This is a genomic window from Pseudomonas sp. GW823-FHT03E05 (assembly GCF_058796855.1).
In genome coordinates this window covers 801,422-808,489 of record NZ_JBXAJB010000003.1, presented here as the reverse complement: position 1 = coordinate 808,489, position 7,068 = coordinate 801,422, and the positions used below count along the sequence as shown (strand labels likewise).

Sequence of the window (7,068 nt, the reverse complement as noted above, 5' to 3'; positions counted from 1 at the left end):
TGAAGCGTAACCGCTATCGAAAACTGCGTAACTCGTTGAATCTCAAGGAGTTTTCCGTTTCGACTGCGCCGGAAGTGGGGCGAATTATAGACCTGTAGAATCTGCCGTCAAGGGTTAATTTGCATTTTCTATGAATAAGCTCAAAAGAACCCTCTAAGGATGCTTCTACAAGACTATATAGAGGCACAGGGTGCGCCTCTATATATAGAAGGGCGGCGCTACACCACTCGCGAATGCCTCAAGGCGTCCACAGCCTCGACCCGCATCCCCAATACACGTTGCAGAACCTCTGCAGTATGTTCGCCCAATAGAGGAGGGGCGTTACGGTACTCAACGGGGGTTTGCGAAAGACGAATCGGGCTAGCCACCTGAGGCACCATCCCAGCCAACGCGTGTGGCAGCTCCACAGCCAGGCCTCGAGCCACGACCTGAGGATCAGCAAACACCTGCGCCAGATCATTGATCGGCCCACAAGGCACCCCAGCCAGCTCCAGCTGGCTCACCCACTCCGCCGTAGTCTTGAATACTGTGGCCTGACGAATCAGCGGAATCAGCACCGCCCGATTGGCCACCCGCAGCTTGTTAGTGGCAAACCGAGGATCGTCCGCCCACTGCGGCTGACCCGCTACCTCGGCAAACTTGCGAAACTGCCCGTCATTACCCACGGTAAGGATGAAGTCGCCATCCGCCGTCGGAAAATCCTGATAGGGCACTATATTAGGGTGCGCATTACCCAAACGCTTGGGAGCGACCCCTGTGGTCAGATAGTTCATGGCCTGGTTGGCCAGGCAAGCGACCTGGACATCCAGCAATGCCATATCGATGTGCTGACCACAGCCCCCCTGATCTCGATGAGCCAGGGCCGCCAGAATCGCCACAGTGGAGTAGAGCCCGGTAAGGATGTCGGTCAAGGCCACACCCACTTTTACTGGCCCAGCCCCCTCATCACCCTCAGGTCGCCCAGTCAGGCTCATCAGACCACCCAAGCCCTGGATCATGAAGTCATAACCCGCGCGCTTGGCATAGGGCCCGGTCTGACCAAAACCGGTGATAGAGCAATAGATCAGCCGCGGATTGACGGCCTTGAGCGACTGATAGTCCAGACCGTAAGCCGCCAGCCCACCTACCTTGAAGTTCTCGATGACGATATCCGACTTGGCAGCCAGCTCACGCACCAGCTGCTGCCCCTCAGGGCGCGTGAAGTCGATGGTCACTGACTGCTTGTTACGGTTGGCCGACAGGTAATAGGCAGCCTCCGTGGTGTTCTCGCCATAGGCATCTTTAAGGAAGGGCGGCCCCCAGGCGCGTGTATCGTCACCATTACCCGGACGCTCGACCTTGATGACCTCGGCCCCCAGGTCCGCAAGGATCTGCCCGGACCAAGGCCCGGCCAGTACCCGCGATAAATCCAGTACCCGCAGATGCGATAACGCGCCCATGGTCGCTCTCCTATTAATAGAACGCCTGGATACCGGTTTGTGCACGCCCGAGAATCAGCGCATGCACGTCGTGAGTACCTTCGTAGGTGTTGACCACTTCCAGGTTCACCAGGTGACGAGCAATACCGAACTCATCGGATATCCCGTTGCCGCCCAGCATGTCACGGGCCATGCGCGCGATATCCAGGGACTTGCCGCAGGAGTTGCGCTTCATGATCGAGGTGATTTCCACCGCCGCAGTCCCTTCATCCTTCATCCGCCCCAGGCGCAGGCAGCCCTGGAGGGCGAGGGTGATTTCGGTCTGCATGTCCGCCAGCTTCTTCTGGATCAGTTGGGTTGCCGCCAGAGGACGACCGAACTGCTGGCGATCAAGGGTGTATTGACGTGCGGTGTGCCAGCAGAACTCCGCAGCCCCCAAGGCGCCCCAGGAGATGCCGTAACGCGCCGAGTTCAAGCAGGTAAAAGGTCCTTTGAGCCCACGCACATCCGGGAAGATGTTCTCTTCCGGCACGAACACGTTGTCCATGACGATTTCGCCGGTGATCGAGGCCCGCAGGCCGACCTTGCCGTGAATCGCTGGTGCACTCAGGCCCTTCCAGCCTTTCTCCAGGACAAAACCACGAATTTCGCCGGCATCATCCTTGGCCCAAACCACGAATACATCAGCAATCGGGCTGTTGGTGATCCACATCTTGCTACCAGTCAGGCTGTAGCCACCGTCCACTTTGCGTGCACGAGTAATCATCGCACCCGGGTCAGATCCATGGTTTGGCTCGGTCAGACCAAAGCAGCCAATCCATTCGCCGGACGCCAGTTTCGGCAGGTACTTCTGCTTTTGCGCCTCGGTACCAAACTCGTTGATCGGCACCATCACCAAGGACGACTGCACACTCATCATCGAGCGGTAGCCGGAGTCCACTCGCTCCACTTCACGAGCGATCAGGCCATAGCACACATAGTTAAGGCCGCTGCCGCCGTACTGCTCAGGAATGGTAGCGCCCAACAGGCCGACTTCACCCATTTCCCGGAAGATGGCCGGGTCGGTCTTCTCATGGCGGAAAGCTTCCAGAACCCGTGGTGCCAGCTTGTCTTGAGCGAACTGCTCGGCACTGTCGCGGACCATGCGTTCTTCTTCGGTGAGTTGCTGGTCCAGCAGAAGGGGATCGATCCAGTTGAAGCTTGCTTTACCGCCCATGAGTGAATCCTCGTGAAGTAGGTCAACTATCGTGGAACAGATCCTAGGCCTACGGTGCGCCCCCAGGCAAACGAGGATTTCGCATAGTGTTGTGCTAATTTCTCACTTCGTAATGGCCTAAACCGCCTTTTACAGCATCTATTAGTGAGATTGCCGTACATGCGCAGAAAGATCCCCAGTACCACCGCCTTAATCAGCTTCGAAGCCGCGGCACGTCATGAGAGCTTTACCAAGGCAGCCCAAGAGCTTTCCCTGACCCAGGGTGCGGTCTGCCGACAGATCGCCAGCCTTGAAGAGTTCCTCGGGCTGGAACTTTTCCGGCGTTCACGACGGGGAGTCAAGCTCACTGAGGCCGGGCTGTCCTACAGCCGCCGGGTCGCCACACAACTGGACGCAGTGGAGCGCGACACACTTTCAGTGATGGGCCAGCAGGGGGCCAACGTCATCGAACTGGCGGTGGTTCCGACCTTCGGGACGCAGTGGTTATTGCCACGCCTGAAGGACTTCCAGCAGCAGCACCCCGAAGTCACGGTCAACCTGACCAACCGCACGCGCCCCTTCCTCTTTGCCGACACCCCCTTCGACGCCGCCATCTACTTTGGCGACGCCGATTGGTCGGGTACCCAGTCTCACTGGCTGATGGGCGAAAACCCGATGCCGGTGTGCAGCCCGGCAATGCTCGGCAAGCAGCAAGAGTTGAGCGCCGAGGCCATAGCCGAACTGCCCCTGCTGCAGCAGACCACGCGGCCTTATGCCTGGCGGCAATGGTTCAACTCACAGCAGCTGAATATCCCCCGCGACATGACAGGCACGCGCTACGAGCTATTCTCCATGCTCGCCCAGGCCGCCATGCACGACATGGGTATCGCCTTGATTCCGCCCTTCCTTATCCAGCGCGAGCTGGCCGAAAAACGCTTGGTCATTGCCAACCCCCAGGCACTCTCGAGCATCAAGGCGTATTACCTGATGATTCCCGAACGCAAAGTGGAATCGGCCTCTTTACGGGCTTTTCGCGACTGGCTGGTGAACCAGGCAAACAGCTACAACCTTGAAAAATAAAGCCTCACAGCCAATAGCTGACCCCGTAGTCAAATAAATTAGAACCCTACAGATATAACTATTTGTCGCATTTTAACAGACTGTACCGACACCTTGAACAATCGTTCTACAAGCGCCTAACCACGCGGCTTGTAGGGTTTATTCAAGGGCAATGTAAGACTATTCATGTCACGGATGAGAAAAATCTTATTTTCCATAACAAAGCCTTGAAAGGCACGGCTTACAAGGCTTTAACCTGGTACGTTGCGACATTCGGTCACGGGGTGACTTGTAGTTAATTTTCCGTCACTAGTCAGAATCCCTTGAAGGCCTCAAAGTTCGCCTGCAAAATGCCGCGCCCCGCTGTGATTTCAGCGGGATCGTGCTGATCGGCCGCCCCAGCCGCACCCTCCGAAGTGCGCTGGCCTTCTAAGAAAGATCGAAAGCAATAAGATCAAGCAGGAGATTTGACGTGCACATTGGTGTTCCTCTCGAAACCCAGACGGGTGAAACACGGGTTGCTGCAACCCCGGAAACCATCAAGAAGCTGATCGGCCAGGGTCATAAAGTCACTGTGCAAAGCGGCGCCGGCATTAACGCCAGCGTGGTCGACAGTGCCTATGAAGCGGCAGGAGCCACCATTGGCAGCGCCAACGATGCCTTTGGCGCCGAGCTGATTCTCAAGGTCGTGGCGCCCAGCGACAGCGAACTGGCGCTGATCAAGAGCGGCACCGTACTGGTGGGCATGCTCAATCCGTTCAGCAATGAAACCATCGCCAAACTGGCCGAGCGCGGCATTACCGCCTTCGCCCTAGAGGCGGCACCACGCACTTCCCGGGCCCAGAGCCTGGACGTGCTGTCGTCCCAGGCCAACATTGCCGGCTACAAGGCTGTGCTGCTGGCCGCCCACTACTATCCGCGCTTCATGCCAATGCTGATGACCGCCGCCGGCACCGTCAAAGCAGCCCGCGTGCTGATCCTCGGCGCCGGTGTGGCAGGGCTGCAGGCCATCGCCACGGCCAAGCGCCTGGGTGCGGTGATTGAGGCCTCGGACGTGCGTCCGGCAGTGAAGGAGCAGATCGAATCCCTGGGCGCCAAATTCGTCGACGTGCCTTACGAGACTGACGAAGAGCGCGAGTGCGCCGTCGGTGTCGGCGGTTACGCGCGCCCCATGCCGGCCAGTTGGATGCAGCGCCAGGCTCAGGCCGTGCACGAACGCGCCAAACAGGCCGATATCGTCATCACCACCGCGCTGATTCCGGGCCGCAAGGCACCAACCCTGCTGAGCGCCGATACCGTGGCCCAGATGAAGCCCGGTTCGGTGGTCATCGACCTGGCAGCCGCTCAGGGCGGCAACTGCCCACTGACTGTGGCTGACCAGGTCGTAGTCGAGCACGGCGTGACCATCGTCGGCCCGACCAATCTGGCCGGGGCAGTGGCTGCCGACGCCTCGGCGCTGTACGCCCGCAACCTGCTGGACTTCCTGAAGCTTGTCTTCACCAAAGAAGGGCAGTTCGAAGTCAACCTCGAAGACGACATCGTCGCCGCGTGCCTGATGTGCCGCGACGGCCAAGTCATCCGCAAAAACGCCTAAGCAGGGATTCAGACGATGGAAGAGCTTATCTCCCCCGGTATCTACAACCTGATCATCTTCGTGCTGGCGATCTATGTCGGTTACCACGTGGTCTGGAACGTTACACCCGCACTGCACACCCCCCTGATGGCAGTGACCAACGCCATTTCCGCGATCGTCATCGTCGGCGCCATGCTGGCTGCCGCCCTGACCGTGACCCCGTTGGGCAAGACCATGGGCACCCTGGCCGTGGCCCTGGCTGCGGTCAATGTGTTCGGCGGCTTCCTGGTCACCCGTCGCATGCTGGAAATGTTCAAGAAGAAAGCGCCCAAAGCCGTGAAAGAAGAGGTGCAGAAATAATGAGCATGAACCTGGTAACAACCCTCTATCTGATCGCCTCGGTGTGCTTTATCCAGGCGCTCAAGGGCCTTTCGCACCCGACCACGTCCCGCCGCGGTAACCTGTTCGGCATGCTGGGCATGGCCCTGGCGGTACTGACCACCATCGGCCTCATCTATAAGCTGGGCGCGGAACTGGCGACCGCCGGCATCGGCTACGTCATCGTTGGCCTGCTGATCGGTGGTACCGCCGGTTCGATCATGGCCAAGCGCGTCGAGATGACCAAGATGCCGGAACTGGTGGCCTTCATGCACAGCATGATCGGCCTGGCCGCGGTGTTCATCGCCATTGCCGCCGTGGTCGAGCCGCAGTCCCTGGGCATCGTCAAGCACCTGGGCGACTCGATTCCCGCCGGTAACCGCCTGGAGCTGTTCCTTGGCGCAGCCATCGGTGCCATCACCTTCTCCGGTTCGGTGATCGCCTTCGGCAAGCTGTCGGGCAAGTACAAGTTCCGCCTGTTCCAAGGCGCACCGGTACAGTTCGCCGGGCAGCACAAGCTCAACCTGGTACTGGGCCTGGCCACCCTCGGCCTGGGCGTGACCTTCATGGCCAGCGGCAACCTCGGTGCTTTTGCCCTGATGCTGGCCCTGGCCTTCGTCATGGGCGTGCTGATCATCATCCCGATCGGCGGCGCCGACATGCCGGTAGTGGTGTCGATGCTCAACAGCTACTCGGGCTGGGCGGCAGCGGGGATCGGCTTCTCCCTGAACAACTCGATGCTGATCATCGCCGGCTCCCTGGTGGGCTCCAGCGGCGCAATCCTCTCCTACATCATGTGCAAGGCGATGAACCGTTCGTTCTTCAACGTCCTGCTCGGCGGTTTCGGCAACACAGCCGATGCCGGCGGCCCGGCAGGTTCGAAGGAGGCACGCCCAGTGAAATCCGGTTCGGCCGACGATGCGACCTTCCTGCTGACCAACGCCGATACCGTGATCATCGTCCCCGGCTACGGCCTGGCGGTGGCACGCGCCCAGCACGCGCTGAAAGAGCTGACCGAGAAGCTGACCCACCGCGGCGTGACCGTGAAATACGCGATCCACCCTGTAGCGGGGCGCATGCCCGGCCACATGAACGTCTTGCTGGCCGAAGCCGAAGTGCCTTACGACCAGGTGTTCGAGATGGAAGACATCAACTCCGAGTTCGGCCAGGCCGACGTGGTGCTAGTGCTGGGCGCCAACGACGTGGTCAACCCGGCGGCGAAGAACGATCCTAAGTCGCCGATTGCCGGCATGCCGATTCTCGAAGCCTTCAAGGCCAAGACCATCATCGTCAACAAGCGCTCCATGGCCAGCGGCTATGCCGGCCTGGACAACGAACTGTTCTACCTGGACAAGACCATGATGGTCTTCGGCGACGCCAAGAAGGTCATCGAAGACATGGTCAAAGCCGTCGAATAAAGCTGCTGTAGCGCAATACCCAAAACC

Annotated in this window: 6 protein-coding genes; 4 read left to right on the top strand and 2 right to left on the bottom strand. The window is 59.4% G+C overall.

From position 1 onward, the window contains the following. Nucleotides 1-218 precede the first annotated feature (218 nt). Nucleotides 219-1,439 carry a CaiB/BaiF CoA transferase family protein gene (locus AC1RCO_RS16765; protein WP_053154858.1) on the bottom strand — a complete coding sequence of 407 codons (1,221 nt, stop codon included), beginning with the start codon at nt 1,437-1,439 and terminating at the stop codon, nt 219-221. Nucleotides 1,440-1,452: 13 nt separating this feature from the next. Beyond that, on the bottom strand, nt 1,453-2,634 hold the full coding sequence (locus tag AC1RCO_RS16760) for an acyl-CoA dehydrogenase (protein ID WP_248765652.1): 1,182 nt from the start codon (nt 2,632-2,634) through the stop codon (nt 1,453-1,455). A 159-nt stretch (nt 2,635-2,793) separates the two neighbouring features. Between AC1RCO_RS16760 and AC1RCO_RS16755 the strand changes: the two genes are divergently transcribed. The 4 genes from AC1RCO_RS16755 (at nt 2,794) to AC1RCO_RS16740 (ending at nt 7,041) form a co-directional block, all read left to right on the top strand. Further along, on the top strand, nt 2,794-3,693 hold the full coding sequence (locus AC1RCO_RS16755) for a LysR family transcriptional regulator (RefSeq protein WP_183001296.1): 900 nt from the start codon (nt 2,794-2,796) through the stop codon (nt 3,691-3,693). 451 nt (nt 3,694-4,144) lie between these two features. Then, the gene (locus AC1RCO_RS16750; protein ID WP_041115030.1) at nt 4,145-5,266 is read left to right on the top strand and encodes a Re/Si-specific NAD(P)(+) transhydrogenase subunit alpha; all 1,122 of its coding nucleotides are present in this window, start codon (nt 4,145-4,147) and stop codon (nt 5,264-5,266) included. 15 nt (nt 5,267-5,281) lie between these two features. After that, nucleotides 5,282-5,605: an NAD(P) transhydrogenase subunit alpha part 2 gene (locus AC1RCO_RS16745; protein WP_005783507.1), complete on the top strand. Its 324-nt coding sequence runs from the start codon at nt 5,282-5,284 to the stop codon at nt 5,603-5,605. Beyond that, complete coding sequence (locus AC1RCO_RS16740) at nt 5,605-7,041, top strand: NAD(P)(+) transhydrogenase (Re/Si-specific) subunit beta (RefSeq protein ID WP_093405842.1); 1,437 nt, start codon at nt 5,605-5,607, stop codon at nt 7,039-7,041. The genes AC1RCO_RS16745 and AC1RCO_RS16740 overlap by 1 nt, the downstream gene beginning before the upstream one ends. Nucleotides 7,042-7,068: the final 27 nt, after the last annotated feature.